This is a genomic window from Limosilactobacillus reuteri, from assembly GCF_013694365.1.
GTDB lineage: Bacteria > Bacillota > Bacilli > Lactobacillales > Lactobacillaceae > Limosilactobacillus > Limosilactobacillus reuteri_E.
Map to the genome: position 1 here is coordinate 1,569,547 of NZ_CP059275.1, position 19,856 is coordinate 1,589,402.

Annotated in this window: 25 protein-coding genes; all 25 read left to right on the forward strand. The window is 38.9% G+C overall.

Features of this window, described 5'->3' with window-relative positions:
• Positions 1–102 precede the first annotated feature (102 nt).
• Genes HHK02_RS09115 through HHK02_RS09235 form a run of 25 tightly spaced genes read left to right on the forward strand, consistent with a single transcriptional unit; the run spans position 103 to position 19,806 of the window.
• The gene (locus HHK02_RS09115) at positions 103–264 is read left to right on the forward strand and encodes a MerR family DNA-binding transcriptional regulator (RefSeq protein WP_231124834.1); all 162 of its coding nucleotides are present in this window, start codon (positions 103–105) and stop codon (positions 262–264) included.
• Positions 265–1,188 carry a cysteine synthase A gene (gene cysK / locus HHK02_RS09120; protein ID WP_085650219.1) on the forward strand — a complete coding sequence of 308 codons (924 nt, stop codon included), beginning with the start codon at positions 265–267 and terminating at the stop codon, positions 1,186–1,188.
• Positions 1,189–2,016, forward strand: a complete 828-nt coding sequence (locus tag HHK02_RS09125; RefSeq protein WP_003669835.1) for a homoserine O-acetyltransferase/O-succinyltransferase family protein — start codon at positions 1,189–1,191, stop codon at positions 2,014–2,016.
• Positions 2,017–3,945: an ABC transporter permease gene (locus tag HHK02_RS09130; protein WP_099979716.1), complete on the forward strand. Its 1,929-nt coding sequence runs from the start codon at positions 2,017–2,019 to the stop codon at positions 3,943–3,945. It begins immediately after the preceding gene.
• Positions 3,946–4,701: an ABC transporter ATP-binding protein gene (locus HHK02_RS09135; RefSeq protein ID WP_181462325.1), complete on the forward strand. Its 756-nt coding sequence runs from the start codon at positions 3,946–3,948 to the stop codon at positions 4,699–4,701.
• On the forward strand, positions 4,702–5,682 hold the full coding sequence (locus HHK02_RS09140; RefSeq protein ID WP_099979714.1) for a sensor histidine kinase: 981 nt from the start codon (positions 4,702–4,704) through the stop codon (positions 5,680–5,682).
• A complete protein-coding gene (locus tag HHK02_RS09145; protein ID WP_085678558.1) occupies positions 5,683–6,402 on the forward strand; it encodes a response regulator transcription factor in 720 nt (239 codons plus the stop codon).
• Positions 6,403–7,245 (forward strand): aldo/keto reductase, encoded by an 843-nt coding sequence (locus tag HHK02_RS09150; protein ID WP_099979713.1) that lies wholly within the window; start codon positions 6,403–6,405, stop codon positions 7,243–7,245.
• Positions 7,246–7,998 (forward strand): nicotinamide riboside transporter PnuC, encoded by a 753-nt coding sequence (gene pnuC, locus HHK02_RS09155; protein WP_085719367.1) that lies wholly within the window; start codon positions 7,246–7,248, stop codon positions 7,996–7,998.
• Positions 7,999–8,496 (forward strand): transcription elongation factor GreA, encoded by a 498-nt coding sequence (gene greA, locus HHK02_RS09160; RefSeq protein WP_016496473.1) that lies wholly within the window; start codon positions 7,999–8,001, stop codon positions 8,494–8,496.
• Positions 8,497–9,618 carry a hypothetical protein gene (locus tag HHK02_RS09165; RefSeq protein WP_181462326.1) on the forward strand — a complete coding sequence of 374 codons (1,122 nt, stop codon included), beginning with the start codon at positions 8,497–8,499 and terminating at the stop codon, positions 9,616–9,618.
• Positions 9,619–9,945 (forward strand): hypothetical protein, encoded by a 327-nt coding sequence (locus HHK02_RS09170; RefSeq protein ID WP_099979711.1) that lies wholly within the window; start codon positions 9,619–9,621, stop codon positions 9,943–9,945.
• On the forward strand, positions 9,946–10,170 hold the full coding sequence (locus HHK02_RS09175) for a hypothetical protein (protein ID WP_003664967.1): 225 nt from the start codon (positions 9,946–9,948) through the stop codon (positions 10,168–10,170). It abuts the gene before it with no gap.
• Positions 10,171–10,677, forward strand: coding sequence for a YbhB/YbcL family Raf kinase inhibitor-like protein (locus HHK02_RS09180; protein WP_085678563.1), 507 nt, complete (start codon positions 10,171–10,173; stop codon positions 10,675–10,677). It abuts the gene before it with no gap.
• The gene (locus tag HHK02_RS09185; RefSeq protein WP_099979710.1) at positions 10,678–11,460 is read left to right on the forward strand and encodes a tyrosine-protein phosphatase; all 783 of its coding nucleotides are present in this window, start codon (positions 10,678–10,680) and stop codon (positions 11,458–11,460) included. It abuts the gene before it with no gap.
• Positions 11,461–12,429 carry an SGNH/GDSL hydrolase family protein gene (locus HHK02_RS09190; protein WP_099979709.1) on the forward strand — a complete coding sequence of 323 codons (969 nt, stop codon included), beginning with the start codon at positions 11,461–11,463 and terminating at the stop codon, positions 12,427–12,429.
• Positions 12,430–13,608: a galactokinase gene (locus HHK02_RS09195; RefSeq protein WP_035159556.1), complete on the forward strand. Its 1,179-nt coding sequence runs from the start codon at positions 12,430–12,432 to the stop codon at positions 13,606–13,608. It begins immediately after the preceding gene.
• On the forward strand, positions 13,609–15,060 hold the full coding sequence (locus HHK02_RS09200) for a UDP-glucose--hexose-1-phosphate uridylyltransferase (RefSeq protein WP_003669849.1): 1,452 nt from the start codon (positions 13,609–13,611) through the stop codon (positions 15,058–15,060).
• Positions 15,061–16,053: a LacI family DNA-binding transcriptional regulator gene (locus tag HHK02_RS09205; RefSeq protein ID WP_003669850.1), complete on the forward strand. Its 993-nt coding sequence runs from the start codon at positions 15,061–15,063 to the stop codon at positions 16,051–16,053.
• Complete coding sequence (locus tag HHK02_RS09210; RefSeq protein ID WP_078010074.1) at positions 16,054–16,665, forward strand: DedA family protein; 612 nt, start codon at positions 16,054–16,056, stop codon at positions 16,663–16,665.
• Positions 16,666–17,979 (forward strand): cation:dicarboxylate symporter family transporter, encoded by a 1,314-nt coding sequence (locus HHK02_RS09215; RefSeq protein ID WP_019252975.1) that lies wholly within the window; start codon positions 16,666–16,668, stop codon positions 17,977–17,979. It begins immediately after the preceding gene.
• Positions 17,980–18,450, forward strand: a complete 471-nt coding sequence (locus HHK02_RS09220; RefSeq protein WP_003669853.1) for an Lrp/AsnC family transcriptional regulator — start codon at positions 17,980–17,982, stop codon at positions 18,448–18,450.
• On the forward strand, positions 18,451–18,915 hold the full coding sequence (locus HHK02_RS09225; RefSeq protein WP_003669854.1) for a universal stress protein: 465 nt from the start codon (positions 18,451–18,453) through the stop codon (positions 18,913–18,915).
• The gene (locus tag HHK02_RS09230) at positions 18,916–19,233 is read left to right on the forward strand and encodes a low temperature requirement protein A (RefSeq protein ID WP_181462327.1); all 318 of its coding nucleotides are present in this window, start codon (positions 18,916–18,918) and stop codon (positions 19,231–19,233) included.
• Entirely contained in the window at positions 19,234–19,806 is a 573-nt protein-coding gene (locus HHK02_RS09235; RefSeq protein ID WP_231124835.1) for a low temperature requirement protein A, read from the forward strand.
• Positions 19,807–19,856: the final 50 nt, after the last annotated feature.

Sequence of the window (19,856 nt, forward strand, 5' to 3'; positions counted from 1 at the left end):
ACAATAGGCCTTTAACGTTCGGTTTTGCCGGACGTTAGAGACCATTGTTGTACTGCGTATTTGCTTTTTATGAAAGTAACTTAACTTATGTCACAGTCCCTTATGTATACGACTGGTCAATTAGCAAAAAAATGTAATGTTTCAATCAGGACAATCCAATACTATGACTGCCGTGGGTTGCTTCATGCTAAACGAACTGAAAACGGATTGCGCCATTATAATTATCAAGACCTTAAACAACTTCAAGAAGGGACTGTGACATAAATGACGAAAATCACTAATTCAATCGTAAATTTAATCGGTAATACTCCGATTGTTAAGTTAAATCGCGTTGTTCCTGAAGATGCAGCAGACGTTTATGTAAAACTTGAATTCTTTAATCCTGGTGGTTCAATTAAGGATCGGATTGCCCTTGCCATGATTGAAGAAGCTGAAAAAGCTGGTAAATTACAAGCAGGTGGCACTATTGTTGAACCAACCTCTGGAAACACTGGTGTTGGCCTAGCCATGGTTGCCGCTGCCAAGGGATACCATCTTGTCATCACCATGCCAGAAACAATGAGTGTTGAACGCCGGAAACTCATGCAAGGTTATGGAGCCGAACTTATTCTTACTCCCGGTGCCGACGGAATGAAGGGTGCAATTGCAAAAGCAGAAGAACTAGTTAAAGAAAAAGGCTACTTTATGCCAATGCAATTTGATAATCCAGCAAATCCAGCAATTCATGAAGAAACTACAGGAAAAGAAATTCTTGAAGCATTTGGCGATGATATTCCTGACGCATTTATTGCTGGTGTTGGTACTGGAGGAACACTTACCGGGGTGGGTCACGCATTGAAAAAAGCTAATCCTAATGTCCAAATTTATGCTCTTGAACCAGCAGAATCTCCAGTATTAAAAGAAGGAAAAGGTGGCAAGCACAAAATCCAAGGGATCAGTGCTGGCTTTATCCCGAAAGTTCTTGATACTGATGTTTACAACGGAATCCTTGAAATTAAGAGCGATGACGCTATTACGATGGCACGTGAAGTTGGTCATCAAGAAGGAATTCTTGTTGGTATCTCAGCTGGTGCTAATATCAAAGGTGCGATTGAAGTCGCCAAAAAGCTTGGTAAGGGTAAGCAAGTTATTACTGTTGCTCCCGATGGCGGTGACCGTTACCTTTCAACAGAATTGTTTAATTACTAAATGACGGCAGATCCATTAAGAATAGGAATTCTTAACTTAATGCATGACAAAGTAGATACTCAACTGCGATTTACAAAAGTACTTTCTGAGGGATCCTACAATGTTGATGTACAATACTTTTACCCTCAAACACACTATACTTCTCGCCCTGTCCCTGACATTGTTCAAGAGATTTCCCAGCCTTTAGATTTTAAACAAGTTGCCACAATAGATGCTTTTATTATCACTGGCGCGCCAATCGAACAACTCACATTTGAAGAAATTACATATCTTGATGAGATTCATCAATTGATTGACGTATTAGTTGCCAATAACATTCCACAACTTTACATTTGCTGGGGCGCGATGGCAGCTGCTAACTATCTTTATGATATTCCAAAATTTCAATTACCTGAAAAAATTTTTGGAGTCTTCCACAATTATTTGCGCGCGCAAGACCCTCTCTTAAAAGGATTACCTGATGGTTTTCTTGCTCCCCATGCTCGTTATGCCGAACTTGATATTGACAAGATTATGAAAGATCCACGATTAGTTATTAATGCTGTGACCAAAAATAATTTCTTATTCTCGTTCCGCGCTCGAGAAAAGAATCAATACTTTCTTTTCTCCCATCTTGAATACGGAAAGGATGCCCTTTTAAAGGAATACTTACGAGAGCGGAATGCTAATCCCGGTGTTGAGTATATCAAGCCGCAAAACTACTTTCGCGATCCGCTTCATATGAAAGATCCTGAATTTAGCTGGGCAACTACCCAACGAGTATTCTTTGATAATTGGCTTCATTCAGTTGCGGATCACATAGCTACACAACAATTTGTAAAGGAGTAAATGATGCTCTTTTTCAAACTGATTAATTCAAGTTTTAAGCGTAATCTTAAAGTTTACATCCCTTACCTCATATCAATGACAATGCTAGTCGCCATTAACTATATTTTTAAGGCAGTTGAAATTAATCGCAGTCTTAAAGATTTGCCAAGCGCGGCAGTTACTAAAGCATTAATGCAAACAGGATCAACTTTTATTATCCTTGTAACACTTGCGTTTATGATCTATGTTAATCGCTTCTTATGGCAACAGCGTCAACAAGAAATGGGTCTTTATAGTATGTTGGGGATGACGAGACATAACTTACAAGTGCTAACAGTCATTGAAAAGTGCTATCTTTTAGTAATTAGTCTTTTTCTCGGGACTTTATTTGGTATTATTTTTGATCGCCTCGCTTTTCTTGGCTTTGCTCATCTCTTGCAAATTGATCATTTATCTCAACCTTGGATTGAATGGGGCGCTGTGATAAATACAATCGTCATCATTGGCGGCTTTTTCTTAATTTTAATGGTCATTGATCTGATCAAACTATTTCGGCTAAATCCAAACGAATTATGGCACCCCCAACAAACTAAAATCGCGCGTCATGGTAAGTTCTTTACTTTTGCTGGCCTTGTGGGTGTTGCAGTCCTTGCCTACGCCTATTATCTTACAATTACAGTTAAACCGCGGATATCTGCTTTAACAATATTCATGACTGCCGTCTTCTTAGTTGTGATTGGAACATACCTCATTTTTATTGCTGGTAGCATCATTGTCCTTAAACTCCTGCAAAAAAACAAAGGATATTACTATCGCCCTCGCCACTTTATCGCGGTTTCTGGAATGTTACAACGGATGGAACAAAATGGTGCTAGTCTTGCAACGATTTGTTTACTCTGTAGCTCTGTCCTTGTAATTTTATTTACATCTTTAACTATGTATGCCGGCATTAATGATACGGTCAATTCTTATGCCCCACGCGACCTTACAATTGTCACCTCGCAGAAACTTACTGCACAACAAGAATCGACCATCAATTCTGTTGCCAAAAAACACCATGCTCAACTTAATAAGCCTGTTACCTTTACAACGAGCGCTCCGCAATACGGCTACTGGGAAAATAATCATTTCATCAACCAAGGTGATTTACAGAATATGACTAATCAAACTACCAATACGGTCATTACCATGTCGACAGCAACTTATAATCGGATTACGGATAAATATGTTAAATTAGCAGCAAATAAGGCCTTAATTTATTCTCCCGCTAAAGAGCATCGTGGTGCTTTACAGATTGGTACACAAAAATACCAAGCTACTCCTATCTATGACTTTCACTACTATTTCAATCCAAGTCACGCGATTTATTCGCCAATTTTTATAATCACAAATATGCTTCCGGCAAACACTACCACAATTAACTTCACAGGAATTAATTATCACTTAAATGGTAGTAAGAAAGCTCATCTTAACTTTGAAAATGACCTTCAAGCCCAGCTTCACTTGCCAAACCAAGTATATTCTTCCCGGACAAACCTTCGTAGTCAATTGACCAGTCTCTATGGCGGAATCGTCTTTTTAGGAATTCCCATTAGCTTTGCCCTAGGAATCACGACAACTGTTGTAATTTACTTTAAACAAATTACTGAAGGTTATGAAGATCAATATCGTTTCAAGACGATGCAACAAGTTGGTTTAAGCGAGAAAGAAACAACCAAGAGTATTCATAGTCAAGTATTGATGGTCTTTATGTTGCCAGTAGTTGGTGCAATAATTAACCTTTGCTTTGCGATCCCTGCAATTCGACAAATTCTAATTCAATTTAATTTCTATAATGTTCGATTGATGATAATAATTGCCGTCTCAATTACCTTTATCCTCCTATGCCTCTACTTTGCTATTTACGGACTTACTACCAGGATGTATCGTAAAATCGTTGAGCAAGGTTAAATGACATTATTAAACATTCAACACGTTCAACGCGTCTATAATCGTAACTCTGCCAATCCAGTAATGGCCTTAAAAGATATTACCTTTAAAGTTGAAGAGGGAGAGTATGTTGCAATTATGGGAGAATCTGGTGCTGGTAAAAGTACCTTATTAAATATAATTGCAACTTTAGAACAAGCAACTAACGGACAAGCAATCCTTAATGGTCAAGATCTCCGTCAACTTTCCAAAGACGATGCAGCACGTTATAGACGGGAACACCTCAGCTTTGTTTTCCAGCATTTCAACTTACTTGATAGTCTCTCAAATCGCGACAATATTTACTTACCACTTGTTCTAGCAAAAACTCCGGTTGCAACGATGGAAGAACGGATTAAGCCTTTAATTGATCGCTTACGTATTAATAAAATTATTGATCGTTTTCCAAGTGAGATTTCTGGAGGACAGCAACAAAGAATTGCCATTGCACGGGCGTTAATTACCCATCCTGACCTCCTTCTCGCTGACGAACCTACTGGAGCTCTAGATTCGAACACCAGTAACGAAATTCTTGAGCTCTTTGATGAAGTTAATGCTAACGATCAAACAATTATTATGGTTACGCACAGTGCCGCGGCTGCTAGTCATGCTAAACGCACACTCTTCATTAAGGATGGTCGAATCTATCATGAACTCTATCGTGGTGATCTTTCCCTTAAAGACTACCAACAACAAATTAGTCAGACAATGATGACCTTAACGAATGGCGGTGAATAAATGAATAAACGTTATTTTAAATTATTTTGGCGTTCAATCCTTCTTCCTACTATTGGCTATCTTTTTCTCTTAGGTCTGGTTGGGCTTTTAGTAATTTTATATAATCTCCCAACTGTTTTTTGGGGCGATGTGATTCGCTTTTCTCTTCCCTTTTTTATAGTATGGCTTATCGGTAGTGGTGCAATTAAATATTATCGATTGCGCCATTTAAATATTTCTCAGCTCGATAAATTCACTCCTACCAATATGACTGAGGGAAAACTTGTTGAACTATTGCAAGATGAACAAGCAAAAAACATTGACACAATTCGACAGTTACAAGCAACTCAGCATGAACAACTTGACCACCTTGAATTATTTACTCATGAAATTAAAAACTATTTGACTAGTCTTAATGCCGCGGCAGAAAATTCACCAACTGTCGCAAGTACAGAAGTAAAAAAGAATATCCACCAAGCTAACTATTATCTCAATTTGTTGTTAAATGACGAACGACTAGCGATTAATAATCATGATTACGATTTTCAATGGATCGATATTGCCAACTTAATTAATAATATTTTGCAACAAAATTCTGCGGTCTTCATTCATAAACAATTGATTCCAGAATTAACCGGCTTGGACGGAATTAAAGTTCTCACTGATCGTAAATGGTTGCATTTTTGCATTGAACAACTACTTTCAAACGCAATCAAATACTCATCCCCTAATAGTACAATTAATATTTCCTGGGAAATGAATTCTTTGCGGATCGCTGACCATGGATGTGGCATCTCAATGAATGATCTTCCGCGAATCTTTGACAATAGTTTTACCGGAAAAAATGGGCACCGAACAACTGCTGCTACCGGGATGGGATTGTACCTTGTTAAAAAAGTCACTGAGCACTTAAATTTCAAGGTTAGCATCTCATCAGTTCAATCTCAGGGAACGACAGCAATTCTATCTTTCTTACCAGATAATATCAGATCATCAAACTAAATGTATGATGAGTTTAAATCTATTTACGGGGAAACAATTATGGCTAAAATATTTATCGTTGAAGATAATCCTGATATTATCCATTCCACAACTCAAGAATTAAATAAATGGCAGCACGATGTTATCACAGTTAACGACTGGCAAAACGTTGCAAATGAAATTCTTGCTACAAGCCCAGATCTGGTCTTATTTGATATTACCCTCCCGACGTTCGATGGCTTTTATTGGATTCAAGAGGTTCGTAAACATAGTCAAGTGCCGATTATAGTTATTTCTGCGGCTGAAATTGATACCAATGTCATGCATGCAGTGGCCGCGGGGGCAGATGATTATATTATGAAGCCATTTGCGATGACGGTGCTTTTAGCTAAAATTCAAGCTTTATTACGGCGGAATAAGCAAACGACTGATGCAGAAGAAATAATGTGGGATCATAATTCATTCAATCCCCTTACTAATATTCTTATGAACGAAAACGGTACTGCCCAGCTCACTCCAACTGAAGGTGCTATGCTCCAAGTTTTACTCAGTCACCGTAATAAAACCGTTTCTAAGGAGCAATTACTTCAATGGTTATGGCAAGGTGGCAAATACCTTAATGAGAACACCCTTAACGTTAATATTAGTCGGTTAAGAACTAAGCTAAGCACAATTGGTTTACGGCAATGTATTCACACAGAACGTGGCCTTGGCTATCGATTGGTGGAAAACAATGAATAAATGGATATTAAGGACAACCTATTAACTCTTGCCGATGGAAATGAAATGCCTCAAGAAGGTTTTGGCCTTTATAAGGTAGATGGCCAAGCGACAATGAATCAAGCAGTCAAAAAGGCATATGAAGATGGGTATCGGCTTTTTGATACGGCTCAGTTATACGGAAATGAGCAAGAAGTGGGGACGGCTTTTAAGCAATTAGCCATTCCGCGCGATAATATTTTTGTGACAACTAAAGTGGCAGAAGAAAATCAAGGTTACGATAAGGCCATTGAATCTGTCAAAGAATCCTTACGTAAATTACAAATGGATTACGTTGATTTGTTGCTTGTTCACTGGCCAATTAAACGATCATTTTTTGACACCTGGCGAGCTTTTGAAGAAATGAAAAAAGAAGGGCTGACTAGGTCAATTGGTGTAAGTAATTACCAAATGATTCATCTTCAATATTTGGCAACCCAAGCAAATGAAATGCCAGTTGTTGATCAAATTGAGTTGCATCCGCTATTAACACAAAAACCACTATTAGAATTTAATCGTCAACATCAAATAGTAACGCAAGCCTGGAGTCCATTAGGGCGAGGAGCAGTTCTCAATGAACCAGTATTAAAAGATATTGCTGCTGCTCATAATAAATCCACCGCGCAAATTATACTGCGGTGGCATCTCCAGAATGGTGTTTCTTTTATTCCCAAGTCAGTTCATGAAGAGCGAATTGCCCAAAACGCTGATATTTATGATTTTGAACTTAACGCCCAAGAAATGGCACAGATAGATGCATTAAATGCTTATCATCGTACTGGTCGTGAACCAGAATTAGTTTATGAATACAATAAACAATATTAAATGATTAGCGATTATTTTAAATTTCTTGCCCACCAATTAAAGGGCTGGCCACAACAAAATTATTACCTATTCTTTTTCAGTCTTGGCTGTCAGGTAATGACTTTAGTTAGTGCTCCAATAACGTGGGTAACTGTCATTACATTTATTGGAACCACGCTTGGAGTACTTTGCGTTTTAGCAATCAATGCTGCTAAGTCGGTAAATGGTTTCTTAGGTATTTTATCAGCATTATGTTTCATCATTGCTGGTTTTAGTGCTAAAAATTATTTAAGTATTGCCGAACAAATCGCCTATGTTATTACCCTCGATTTACCAGTATTACTTTCCACAAATTGGAATGTTAACATGGCATCAAAGATCCGTAAATTCAATGCTCGTTCATGGACGGTTGCCGTCATTGCAACAATTATTGTTTATTTTGTTTCTGGTTATTTAATCGGTCATCTTACTGACGATCCACGACCATGGATTGATGCAATCAGCTTTTCCATCAGTCTTTCCGCTGGTGTTATTTGCTTCTTGCGTTTTAACAACCAATATTTCTGGTGGCTTGCATCTGGTCTTGCACAACTAGTACTCTGGTTTGTTTCTTACAAGCAAGGATCTGCCACTTTAGCAATGGCCGTTAACAGCTCAATTTACCTTATTAATGATGTTCTCGCCTTTACCATTTCACCATGGTACAACGAACGTGAACGTCAACGCCTCAGTAAGGAAGAAGCAGCCTATGCCAAAGAATTGGGCTTAGAATAAATGCAACGAAAAAAGATCCAAGAAGCAATGAAAAATGTCTATTTTCAAAAAATGACTGCAAATGGCTATCATGAAATTGAAGAACAAATTGCAAAATTACAACAGCAAAGACCTGCAAAAATTGAACAATTAAAAGCTGCCCGTGCGCTTGGTGACTTATCCGAAAATACGGAATATAGTACTGCTAAGCGTGAATTACGCCACCTTGAGAGCAGGCTTCGGTACCTCAATAAACAGCTTCAATATGCTGAAATTGTGACTCCCAAGAATGATCACACTATTGATTTAGGGACAACCGTGACAATTGAATTTGAGGATGACCATGAACAAGAAACTTATCATATTGTGGGAAAGCAGGAAGCCGATCTTGCCAAACAAAAAATCTCCTTTGATTCTCCCCTCGGTCAAGCCCTTCTTCACAAAACAGCTGGGACAACTGTAACTGTTGAAGCTCCACAATCTTCATATAAAGTTAAAATTGTTAAAGTTGAATTATAGATGAACGAACAAGAACAACATATTGACCAGTTTCTTACTTCGTCCAACTATCATCAGTTATCTGCTAATCAGCAAAAGCATGCACAGGATATTTTGACGCGTTTTAATAACCAGATGGCAAATGATCAGCATTTGACCGACACTACTTGGACACCAGAAGCAGTAAAAGCGGTCATGGTCGGGGAATTCATCGCTGATCCAGCACTAACTAATCAATTTGGAATTGCGGTTGTTCCAGTTTTGCGAGCTTATCAAGAATTTTTGAAAGTTGAAAATCTTGCGGAAGTTGTAAAAGCAATGGAAGAACAACGGACAAAGATGAACGAGTGTCGGAAAGCACATAAGACATGGGCCCAATTACATGGGGATGCGGAAAATGACGAAGCAGAAGCAACCTCAGTTCAAGCAAGTCCTGCTAAAAAAGAAGTTACATGGACACCTGAGAAGTTCAAGGATTTATTAGCAAATGTGCAACAAGCTATTAAGTCTGCTTCCCAATTCAATAATCTTGAATTAGATGATGTTGAGTTGAACTATGTTGTGCAAGAGTTCTTGGAATTAATGGTACAAGAATGCAATGAATATCCAGGTCAATGGACTTTCGGCAACTTGCAACGCGTATTAGGCATGATGATGCCATTAGATCCACATATTTCAATTAAGCAAATTCACAACATCGTACCGAGCGCGCAGGCCTTGTTTGAGTACTTGAAGCAAAATGATTATATCAATATGGATCAATACAAGTTGGGCTTAAAGGCAATTGCTAATATGCAACCATCAGAAGACATGCTTGCCTCATTAAATCGTGATGAGCGGGAAACACAATTAGTTTTATCATTCATCAATAGTAATGGTATCGATACTGATGATGTAGATGTGGCAGAAGCGTGGATGGACGAACATAAGCAGGAAGTTGCTGACTTTATGCGTGGCCTCTTGAATCCATGGGGCGAATATGAACGTAAGCGCCTGCTCAAGCGTCAACGCGAAATGCAACAAAAGCAACAAGTGGCTAAGAGTAATGATAACCAAGTTGATTCACAATTAAAGCGGAAAAAGAAGTCCCTTCAAGGAATCAAGTTTAGTAAAAAGGCTCGACGAAAATTACGTCGCCATTAAATGAGCGTTGAAATTCCAGAAAATATGGAAGAAGTAGCAATGCAGCTGGCTCAACATCAAGTACGTGGTGAGCAAGTTGACGAAAAGGCTGTTATTCAAAATGCTGTTCGGGATATACTCCAAGCATTTTTTGATGAAGCTCTTGAAGGCCATTACGATGATGTTAAGTGGGATGGGGATGACCTAGTCGTTACGGGTATTATGGGTGATGAAGCAGGACGTATTCAACCACAATCGAGCTCATTTATTGATGACTTTAAGAACGATGCTGATTCATTAATTGAACGGCTTGAAAATGCGACAGCCAAAATTGTGGGTGGTCGTTAAATGGAAACAAGAATTTTCTTTAATCCAGGCGATTCAGTCGCTAATATTCATGACTATAATGAAGCTGTTCGGAAAGGACAAATTTTTAAACAAGCACGTCATAATGACGAACTTGTCATCGCTAAAGATCCTAACGATAAAGAATACGCAATTTTTTACGCTAAGGATGCCTTACCAGCTGAACACGAGAAGTCAAAGCCCTACGAAATTAAAAATCGTCTTTAAATGCAAATCTCAGTACCATTAATTAATGGGATGTTAGCAGATGAATATGGTAAATATGCGCCAGCAGCTGATATGCTAGCTGACCATCCAATTAAGTCATTTCCAATTAAAATTACCGACGCACCAGCAGATACAAAGACATTTGCACTCGTCTTTATTGATTATGACTCAACACCTGTCTGTGGCTTTACTTGGATCCACTGGTTAGCCGCCAACATTCCAGCAACGTTAACAGATATCCCTGCAAATGCTAGTCGAGAATTAGCAGATAAATTTGTGCAGGGGAATAATAGCAATGCCAGCTCGTTGGTTAATGGAAACCCATTGATAACTAGTGGTTATGTGGGTCCACAACCTCCCGACAAAACTCATGATTATACTTTAATGGTGTTTGCATTAGATGACACTTTACCCTTAGAAAATAAATACTGGCTTAATGACTTTATCCATGCGGCCAAAGGTCATATTCTAGCAAAAGCACAAATTGATTTGCCAAGTCGTTCATGAATGGCTAACCAACGCTTACTTCCAATAAAGAATGGGTACAACTTTCGTGATCTTGGAGGTTATCCCACAGCAGATGGTCATCAAATAAAATGGCATCGTCTTATTCGTACTGGTTCACTTGCTCATTTAGATCAAAATGATCTCACCGTTTTAGATAATATTCCTATTTCGCTCGATATTGACCTCCGTGCTCCCGACGAAGTAAAGAAAGATCCTGATCGAGTGCCTTCCCAAGCAAAATATTATCATTTACCTGTTTTCGAAGCCGACGAAACAGACGCCTCACATAGTGATGAGGAAATCGCCGCACAGATGCAACAGCCAGGAAACGGTTATCACCATATGATTGATGTTTATCACCGAATGACCACAGCTGCTTCAGCCAAGCAAGCTTACCAGAAATTACTTAATCTCTTATTGAATAATGAACGCGGTGCCTTGCTATTTCATTGTACTGCTGGTAAAGATCGGACAGGGATGGCTGCTTATCTTATTCTTAGTGCCCTCGGGGTTGAGCAAAAGATTATTATGGAAGATTACCTGTTAACGAATACTGTTACTCAGGAGTTTCGTAATCACTGGTTGCAAGACATGCGGAATCATGGAGCCAGCGAGGCACTAGTGACAAATCGGGCTGCCCTTGCCTCAGTAGCTCCTGATTACCTAAATACAGCAATCAAAATCATTACTCAAAATTACGGAAACGTTAATCAATATCTTAATAATTATCTTGATATTACGCCTACCGAAATAAAAGATTTACGAAAATTGTATTTAGATTAAATGAAGAACTACCAACCAACTGATCTAATTAAATTTGCTTCACGTACTGGACGCTGGACCGTTAAAAAGATTAATAATATGCCCACCTTATACACCACTAACCTTGGAAGCTACCTTCGTTTTAAGGTTTCAAATGCTAAAAAATGTCAAATTACTGTTTTGCCAAATCAAGATTCCCTATCTCCTAGCCAAGTGTTTGCATTTCGAATTGATGGCGGAAAGTGGCAACGGGCACAAGCTAGCTTAGAAAAAATTGATATTCCACTTGATTCGATATTACATACCATCGAAATAATGGCAGCCGGTAATTCCGACATTGACGAAGTGTGGCAAGGTAATGAAGGCTTTGCAATTAAAAACATTTATCTCGATAACGGCGCAATTATGGCAGCCCCGCAGCGTCCTGTGGTCAACTTTATCGGTGATTCAATCACGGCCGGTTGTTGGGTAGTTGGCAATCATCCTGCTGCTGACTACCGACCAGAAACTAACTATGCAGGAATCTGTGCAGACCTGCTTAACGTCGATAGTGTTCGAATAGCCTACTCTGCTGGGGGAGTGCTAAGACCTGCTACTGGCGGGGTCCCAACTGCCGATGTCTTTTTAGGAAAAATTGACAATCAGACATTATGGACGCCTAATCACCCTGATCTCAACGTGATTAATTTAGGCGTTAATGACCGTCGTTTCCCTCTAACTCAATTTATTGCCGCTTTCGATCTTTTTATTCAGCAAGTTAAGCTAACTTTTCCTCATGCTCCCTTAGCAATCATGATTCCTTTTAGTCAGACCTTTGCTTCTGCGATCCGCACAATTGCCACTAAACATAACTGTTCGATAATTGAAACTAAAACTTGGCACCATAGCTTTACTGATGGGCTCCATCCTGACCAAGCGGGCGCTATTACTGAAGGAAAAATGCTTGCACAAGCTTTACAACCTCTTTTATCTCAATTCAGTGTACAATAGATGGATAAGCAACAATTTTTAGCTGAATACCAAGATGTATTTAAGGAACCGGGGAAGGATGTATTTTTCTCACCAGGACGGATTAATGTGATCGGGGAACATACTGATTATAATGGTGGTCATGTTTTTCCATGTGCAATCAGTATTGGGACCTATGGGGTATATGGACCGCGTGAGGACACAACAGTCGCCATTTACTCAGCTAATTCAGCAAAAGAAGAAGACAGTAAGATTATTACTTTTGACATTAATGATACAGAACCGCAAAGTGCTAAAGATGAAAAGTGGGTTAACTACTTTAAGGGGATGCTTGTTTATCTAAAGCAACGTGGTTTCAAGATTGATCACGGATTTAACTTATACATCCACGGTTTTCTTCCTTATGGTTCAGGCTTATCGTCATCAGCATCAATTGAAATGTTGATGGGTAATATTTTGAAAGATGAATTTAATCTTGATATCGATGAAATTGAATTAGTAAAACTCGGACAAAAGACTGAAAATGACTTTGTTGGTCTTAATTCCGGAATCATGGACCAATTTGCTGTCGGAATGGGTAAAGAAAATAACGCAATTTACCTTGACTGCAACACTCTTGAATATAAGTATTTGCCACTTGAACTTGGCGATTATGAAATCATTATCATGAGTACTAATAAGAACCACTCCTTAGCTGGTTCCAAATACAACGAACGGGTCCAAGAATGTGAAGAAGCAGTTAAACGCCTTAACAAGAAACTAGATATTAATAAGTTGGGTGAATTAGATTCCGATACATTTGATCAATATACTTCTCTAATTGATGATGACACACTAATCCGTCGAGCACGGCATGCTGTAAGTGAAAATGAACGGACAAAAAAAGCTATTGATGCAATGGAAAAGGGCGACCTTGAAGAACTGGGGCGGCTAATCAATGCTTCCCATGTTTCTCTAAAATATGACTATGAAGTAACTGGTAAAGAGCTTGATACCCTAGCAGAAAACGCATGGGATCAACCGGGCTGCCTTGGTGCTCGAATGGTCGGCGGTGGATTTGCCGGCAGTGCGATTGCCATTGTTAAGAAGTCAGAAGCAGAAAACTTTAAGAAAAACGTTGGCAAGATTTATCGTGACAAGATTGGTTACGATGCCAGTTTCTATGATGCTGAAGTTGTTGATGGACCACATAAGCTTTAAATGAAGTTAATGGAAAAGTTTGCTGACCAAGTGATTGCTAGTGGAACTTATGAACCACTCGACCGGATCTATGTCTTAAACAAGATTCGGGGCTTTGTTGGTGATGAAGATGTTGAAGCTAAAGATGATGAATCTGTTGTTAGTCAACTTGTTGATTTAGCTGTTAAACGCGGCAAAATTGATGATGGTCAAACTGCTAAGGAAATTTTAAACGATCAGCTTTATGATTTGATGACCCCAACGCCATCAGTAGTTAATCATAAATTCTGGGGAAAGTACCAACAATCTCCATCAAGTGCGACTGATTGGTTCTATAACTTATGTACTAGCAACGACTATGTTAAAGTAGCTGCTATCAAGAAGAATGTTGTCTTTGATAAACCAACTAAGTACGGCAATCTTGAAATTACCATCAATCTTTCAAAGCCAGAAAAGGATCCCAAAGCAATTGCAGCGGCTGCTCATGATACCGCTAAGAAGTACCCACAATGTGCTCTTTGCATGGAAAATGAGGGTTACAAGGGACGTCTTGGACAGGCAGCACGAAGCAACCACCGTATTATTCGAATTACAGTAGGGGGGCAACAATGGGGATTCCAGTATTCTCCATATGCTTACTTCCACGAACACTGTATCTTCCTTGATAGTAAGCATGAGCCAATGGAGATTAATCGGCAAACTTTAATTAACTTAGTTGAAATTGAAAAGCAATTCCCAGCTTATTTCGTTGGAAGCAATGCGGATTTACCAATCGTTGGTGGATCAATGCTTGCTCATGAACACTACCAAGGTGGTAAGCATATTTTCCCAATGATGAAGGCCTCTATTAAGAAAGAATTGTACTTTGATGAATATCCAGCTGTTAATGCAGGAATCGTTAACTGGCCAATGAGTGATATTCGTTTGACTAGTACCGATACTGAGCAACTAATTGATCTTGGTACACATATTATTAAGGTATGGGATCAATACAGTGATGAAAGTCTTGATATTAAGGCTTTTGATGGTGAACTTCGTCATCATACTGTTACCCCAATTATGCATCGGGAAGGCGATAAGTTTGTTCTTGATTTAGTTTTGCGGGATAATAATACTAATGATGAATATCCACTCGGAATCTTCCATCCACATGAAAAGCTATGGCACATTAAAAAGGAAAATATCGGTTTGATTGAAGTGATGGGTCGTGCTATCTTACCAGCGCGGCTTAAGGATGAGTTAAATGAAGTCAAGAAGTTTTGGCTTGGTGCTGAAAATAAGATTGCAGATAGTCATCTTCCATGGGCAAAAGAAGTTCAGTCAAGGATTAATATCACCGAGGATAATGTCGATGAGGTTATGGAACAAGAACTTGCTAATGTCTTTGCTAATGTTTTGGAAAATGCGGGAGTCTTTAAGGATAACACAGCTGGAAATGAAGGTTGGCAACGATTCATTGATGCTTTAAAATAGATGGCAGTAACATTACATGATATCGCGGATAAAGCAGGGGTATCTATTGCGACTGTATCGCGAATTTTAAATAATGATGTGACGCTTTCTGTAAATGAAAAGACACGTCAGCGAGTGTTAGCCACTGCCGAAGAGTTTAACTATACTAAGCATAAGCGAGCACGTAATAACCAAGTACAACGAGTAGCTGTTGTTCAATGGTATTCTCTTACACAAGAATTAGATGACCTGTATTACATGGCAATTCGGATGGGAATCGAACGAGCAGCGCAACAACAGGGACTACAGACTGTTCCCGTTTACCAAAACAATATGGAAGAGATTCCTCGTGACGTTACGGGCATCATCGCGATTGGAAAATTTAGTGATTCGCAAGTTCAAGCATTGCGGTTAGTAACTTCTAATATTGTGTTTGTTGATTACGACAGTTTGGCTGCCGGTTACGATTGCTTAGTACCGGACTTTGAAAATGCAGTGCGGTCAGTTATTTCAGAATTTGTTAGCGAAGGAATTAACGATATTGGTATGTTGGCAGGAACTGAAAAGACAACGGATCAACAAATTGTTCCTGATTTGCGGCGATTCTATTTTGAAAGTAACTTACGTCAACAAAACCTTTATCATCCAGAATTTATATTTGCTGGCGACTACACCTCGATGTCAGGATATAACGCGATGAAAAAGGCAATTGCGACGCTTGGTGACCGTATGCCGCATGGAATCTTTGTTGCCAATGATCCGATGGCAGTTGGCGCGCTTAAAGCGATTCAAGAAGCCAAAATTAACGTTCCAAATCGAATCGCCTTGATTAGTTTTAACGATACGGCAATCGTTAAGTACGTTTATCCAAGTATGTCAGCAGTACACATTGCCACTGATGAAATGGCCCATGCCGCTGTTGATATGATGATTAAACGGCTGCAGAATCCGAATAATGACCCATGCAAGACAGTTGTCGGAACTCACTTGATCAAACGGCAAACAACCCGATAGATGAACGCTTGGATAACGGAATTTATTAATCAGTTTGGTTATTTTGCAATTGCCTTACTAATTGCCCTTGAAAATGTCTTTCCACCGCTACCATCCGAAATTATCCTTACAATGAGCGGTTTTATGACGACTACCACCTCTTTATCAATTGTTGGAGTAATTATCGCCGCGACAATTGGCTCACTTATCGGGGCACTTATTTTATATGCTCTCGGCCGCCAGTTAACTGTTAACCGCCTTGAACTCCTTCTTGGTCATCGCTTATTTAAACTTTTGGGCTTTCATCAAGATGATGCTAAAAAAGCAGTCGATTGGTTTAATAAACATGGGACAGGCGGCATTCTCTATGGCCGCTGCATTCCCGTTATCCGCAGTTTAATCTCTATTCCTGCAGGGATCGCGCAAACTTCATTAGGAAAATTTTGCCTTCTCACTACTATCGGGAGCACCATCTGGAACACACTGCTTGTTGTTCTTGGCGCTTGGGTCGGCCAATCATGGAATAAAATTGTCATTATCTTCAACGATTACACGACTGTCGCTATTATCATTATGGCGATCGTTGGTTTATACTTTGCTTATCGGTGGTATCAAAAAAGAATTAAGAAATAAGTGAAGCGATATCGTTTCGGACGCCTCAGTATGGGCTGGCAAATTATGATTGGGCTGGCCCTTGGTATTATTTGTGGATTAATTTTCTATCAAAATAAGGGTGCCATCACTGTTATGCAGAGCTTAGGAACAATCTTTATCCGGCTGATTCAAATGATCGTAATGCCAATTGTTGTTTCTTGCTTGACTGTGGGAATTGCTAATATTGGTGATATTAGAAAGTTAGGACGGATTGGTGGAAAAACATTAATTTATTTTGAAGTTTTAACCACAATTGCGTTAATTTTAGGGATCGTAATGGCTAACATTACCCATCCAGGTTCGTTTATTGATATTCATAAACTTCATGCAACTGATATTTCGCAATACATGTCCACTGCAAAATCTGCAGAACATAGTAGCGGATTCTGGCCATTAATTTTGTCGATTATTCCAACGAACATTTTTAAATCCATGTCTGATGGTGACATGATGCCTGTTATCCTGTTCTCAGTTCTTTTCGGATTAGGAATTGCAGCTGTTGGGGAAAAGGCTAAAATTTTAATTGATGTATTAAATGCAGTTTCAGAAGTTATGTTCAAAGTTACTAATTGGGTTATGAAGTTTGCACCAATTGGGGTCTTTGGTTTAATTGGAATGACAATCGCCGAAATGGGTATTAGTGCTCTGCTGCCATTAGGATTATTTATTGTGATTGCGTATGTGACAATGTTAATCTTTATTATTGTTGTCCTCGGTATTACTGCTCATATTTTCCATTTACGTTATTGGAAGACGATGCGCGCTATCCTTGATGAGATTGTTTTGGCATTTACTACTGCCAGTTCAGAAGTTACGTTGCCTCGTTTGATGAAAAAGACGCACGAGATGGGAGTAAGCAAGGGTATTACAGCTTTTGTTATTCCAACTGGTTATACTTTTAATCTTGATGGATCTGCAATTTATCAATCATTAGCAGCGATCTTCTTAGCACAAGCATATGGACTTCATCTTAGTATTTCTCACCAAATTACTCTGCTGGTTGTTTTGATGATTACTAGTAAGGGAATGGCTGGGGTTCCAGGAGCTTCTTTTGTTGTATTGCTTGCTAGTGTTTCTACAATTGGGGTTCCAATGGCTGGTTTGACTTTCATTGCCGGAATTGATCGTTTCGTTGATATGGGACGAACTGCCGTAAACGTGGTTGGTAATTCAATTGCCACACTTGTTATCGGTGAATCTGAAGGTGCTCTTGACCGTGAAAAATATAATGCATATTTAGATAATTACGGAAAGGAAAAACCATCAACAGAAACTGACGTTGAAGCTGAATAAATGGACAAGATCGATAGGAAGATTATTAACCTTCTTCAAAAAAACGCCCGTGCTTCTTTAAAAGAACTCTCTAAAGAATGTTTTATTTCATCACCAGCAATTGCGGCGCGAATTAATAAACTTGAACGAAATGGGATTATTACTGGCTACCATACAAGTGTTAACATGGAAAAAATCAACTTTCATGTTAAAGCTTTTATTCAGGTGCAACTTGAGCCTCGCCAAAAACAAGAATTTTACCCTTACATTCAACAAATTCCCAATGTGATTGAATGTAACTGTGTAACTGGTGATTATTCAGAAATTATGGAAGTTGTTTTTCCTTCTACCACCGATTTAGATAACTTCATCAATACTATTCAACAACGTTTTGGAAAGACAAGTACACAAATCGTATTTAGTACAAGCGTTGACCACCGAGGAGTTAAGCTAGCACCAGCCCAAGATACCGTTAGTTCAGAAAAAGAGTAAATGGATCAAGAATATCAAAACATCCTAGTTCCAGTTGATGGCTCTCAGGAATCAGAATTTGCATTGCATCGTGCAATCGCAATTGCAAAGCGTAATGGTGCCCATATAGATATTTTAAACGTAATTGATACACGAGCAATGGCTTATAACTTTGCTGGTATGTCAGATGGAAGTATTGCTTACCAGTTAGTTGATAAGTCAAAGCAATACCTTGATGAATTGTTGAAGACTGCCAAGGATAAGGATGGTTTTGACAATCTTGACATTCATATCCGTCTTGGTAATCCAAAGACAATTATTTCATTTGACTTCCCTCGTGATCACCACAACGACATGATTATTATTGGTGCTAGTGGATTATCACGGATGCAACGAGCTGTAATGGGTTCAGTTACGTCATATGTAAAGCGTAATGCGCCTGTTGATGTGTTAGTTGTCCGAACTGATGTAGATCAGGTTAAATAGGTGGCAGATGAAATTACTAAGCGAGTTTCCTTGATAGAATTATTTTACGATTTAGTGTTCGTTTACATGGTTTTCCGAGCAACAGAAATGATTCACCATTTGCACAATGGGATTGTGGGATTGCCGGTTTTAGGAATCTTTGCAATTGTCGTGATTGTATTTATTAATTCCTGGATGGTCCAGATGGTTTTTACAAATCGGCATGGAAAGATTTCAGGAACAAATGTTATCTTTTCGTTCGTCGATATGGCAATTCTTCTCTATATGTCAAATTCGTTTTCAACAACATTTGACTGGCATTTAGCAATTTTTTCATAGGTGAGGATTGCTTTTGCTGGTATTATTATCAGTTGGATTGCGCCTGGCTTTACCGGAAAATATACAAAGCATCATCCCATCATCTTTTCGCACTTGCTAGAACGGCTTACGGCATTAATTATCGTGATGTTTGGTGAGACGATTGTCGGTATTGCTGATTACTTTACTGCCACCAGCTTTTCAATTCAGTCTATTCTTATACTTACCACAGTTGCAGCGCTATTCTTTACCTACATTGTTGAATTTGATCATTTAATTAATGAACATCAACGCCATGAGACCGGAAATTTAATGATCTATCTTCATTACTTTATTTTATTTGGTCTTAGCCTAATAACTGTGGCAATGAAATTCATTGATGATGCAGAGGCACATCCGCGATTTGCGGGAACCTGCATGTACCTGGGTTTTGCCTTGTTTTATATTGGCCTTGCAATTGCTAACTATTACAATAAGGTAAAAGTAAATAAAACCGTTGTAAGTATTTTTATCAATTGCCGGTTTTGGAATTTTCTGGTTTTATTCAGCGTTTACGCCTGTGGTTATTATTATGACTGCTGTAACGTTGATTAATAAACAACCTAAGATTAGTTCAGGACAAAAATAATTATTGTCCTGGACTT

Bases quoted from the DNA above. Each gene is read 5' to 3' on its own strand.
- HHK02_RS09180 (WP_085678563.1), top strand. From the start codon at position 10,171: ATGCAAATCTCAGTACCATTAATTAATGGGATGTTAGCAGATGAATAT.
- HHK02_RS09125 (WP_003669835.1), top strand. From the start codon at position 1,189: ATGACGGCAGATCCATTAAGAATAGGAATTCTTAACTTAATGCATGAC.
- HHK02_RS09205 (WP_003669850.1), top strand. From the start codon at position 15,061: ATGGCAGTAACATTACATGATATCGCGGATAAAGCAGGGGTATCTATT.
- HHK02_RS09185 (WP_099979710.1), top strand. From the start codon at position 10,678: ATGGCTAACCAACGCTTACTTCCAATAAAGAATGGGTACAACTTTCGT.
- HHK02_RS09145 (WP_085678558.1), top strand. From the start codon at position 5,683: ATGTATGATGAGTTTAAATCTATTTACGGGGAAACAATTATGGCTAAA.
- HHK02_RS09130 (WP_099979716.1), top strand. From the start codon at position 2,017: ATGATGCTCTTTTTCAAACTGATTAATTCAAGTTTTAAGCGTAATCTT.
- HHK02_RS09175 (WP_003664967.1), top strand. From the start codon at position 9,946: ATGGAAACAAGAATTTTCTTTAATCCAGGCGATTCAGTCGCTAATATT.
- HHK02_RS09140 (WP_099979714.1), top strand. From the start codon at position 4,702: ATGAATAAACGTTATTTTAAATTATTTTGGCGTTCAATCCTTCTTCCT.
- HHK02_RS09115 (WP_231124834.1), top strand. From the start codon at position 103: ATGTATACGACTGGTCAATTAGCAAAAAAATGTAATGTTTCAATCAGG.
- HHK02_RS09165 (WP_181462326.1), top strand. From the start codon at position 8,497: ATGAACGAACAAGAACAACATATTGACCAGTTTCTTACTTCGTCCAAC.
- HHK02_RS09200 (WP_003669849.1), top strand. From the start codon at position 13,609: ATGAAGTTAATGGAAAAGTTTGCTGACCAAGTGATTGCTAGTGGAACT.
- cysK (WP_085650219.1), top strand. From the start codon at position 265: ATGACGAAAATCACTAATTCAATCGTAAATTTAATCGGTAATACTCCG.
- greA (WP_016496473.1), top strand. From the start codon at position 7,999: ATGCAACGAAAAAAGATCCAAGAAGCAATGAAAAATGTCTATTTTCAA.
- pnuC (WP_085719367.1), top strand. From the start codon at position 7,246: ATGATTAGCGATTATTTTAAATTTCTTGCCCACCAATTAAAGGGCTGG.
- HHK02_RS09190 (WP_099979709.1), top strand. From the start codon at position 11,461: ATGAAGAACTACCAACCAACTGATCTAATTAAATTTGCTTCACGTACT.
- HHK02_RS09150 (WP_099979713.1), top strand. From the start codon at position 6,403: ATGGATATTAAGGACAACCTATTAACTCTTGCCGATGGAAATGAAATG.
- HHK02_RS09220 (WP_003669853.1), top strand. From the start codon at position 17,980: ATGGACAAGATCGATAGGAAGATTATTAACCTTCTTCAAAAAAACGCC.
- HHK02_RS09210 (WP_078010074.1), top strand. From the start codon at position 16,054: ATGAACGCTTGGATAACGGAATTTATTAATCAGTTTGGTTATTTTGCA.
- HHK02_RS09135 (WP_181462325.1), top strand. From the start codon at position 3,946: ATGACATTATTAAACATTCAACACGTTCAACGCGTCTATAATCGTAAC.
- HHK02_RS09170 (WP_099979711.1), top strand. From the start codon at position 9,619: ATGAGCGTTGAAATTCCAGAAAATATGGAAGAAGTAGCAATGCAGCTG.
- HHK02_RS09225 (WP_003669854.1), top strand. From the start codon at position 18,451: ATGGATCAAGAATATCAAAACATCCTAGTTCCAGTTGATGGCTCTCAG.
- HHK02_RS09195 (WP_035159556.1), top strand. From the start codon at position 12,430: ATGGATAAGCAACAATTTTTAGCTGAATACCAAGATGTATTTAAGGAA.